Consider the following 548-nt stretch of genomic DNA (forward strand, 5'->3'; position numbering starts at 1 on the left):
ACTGCCAGCAAGTTTAAATCGTGATTTCCTAAGACGGTTGCGGCTGCTCCTTGCTCGCATAGCATCTTTACGTGACGCAAAGTACTTAGCGAATCCTCTCCGCGTGCAACCAAGTCACCTGCAAACCACAATTTATCTTGTGTAGGATCAAACTTTAAAGTTTCAAGTAGTTTTTGATACGCTGCATAGCAGCCTTGCAAGTCACCGATAACATATTGATGGCGAAAACTCATAATTCCTCGATGGTTGTCTTATTCTTCTGTACTTTTGCCTGATTACTCAAAGCTACAAAGTCACTGACACTCAGAGTTTCTGGACGGGATTGTGGATCGATACCACAAGCGGCAAAGTCCTCTTCACTCAATGTTGGCAGTAGAGTGGATTTTTTGAAAATAGCGCGTAGCGTTTTGCGGCGATGGTTAAAGGTCTCACGTACTACGATAGCAAAATATTGCTCATCTTCTGCAACAATGGGCTTTTCGATATGAGGCGTCAAACGAAACACAGCACTGGTCACTTTTGGTGGTGGGTTAAATGCGCCTTTAGGG

At 44.2% G+C, this 548-nt stretch carries 2 protein-coding genes; both read right to left on the minus strand.

Going from position 1 to position 548, the window contains the following annotated elements; all coding sequences use genetic code 11:
• Positions 1-233, minus strand: a 233-nt coding sequence (locus ACS8FD_RS23710; RefSeq protein ID WP_439277652.1) for a metallophosphoesterase, incomplete at its 3' end; no start/stop codon positions are given.
• On the minus strand, positions 230-548 hold a 319-nt coding region (locus tag ACS8FD_RS23715), incomplete at its 5' end, for an rRNA adenine N-6-methyltransferase family protein (protein ID WP_439277653.1). The genes ACS8FD_RS23715 and ACS8FD_RS23710, both read right to left, overlap by 4 nt.

The sequence above is a fragment of the Psychrobacter sp. 1U2 genome (assembly GCF_051847575.1).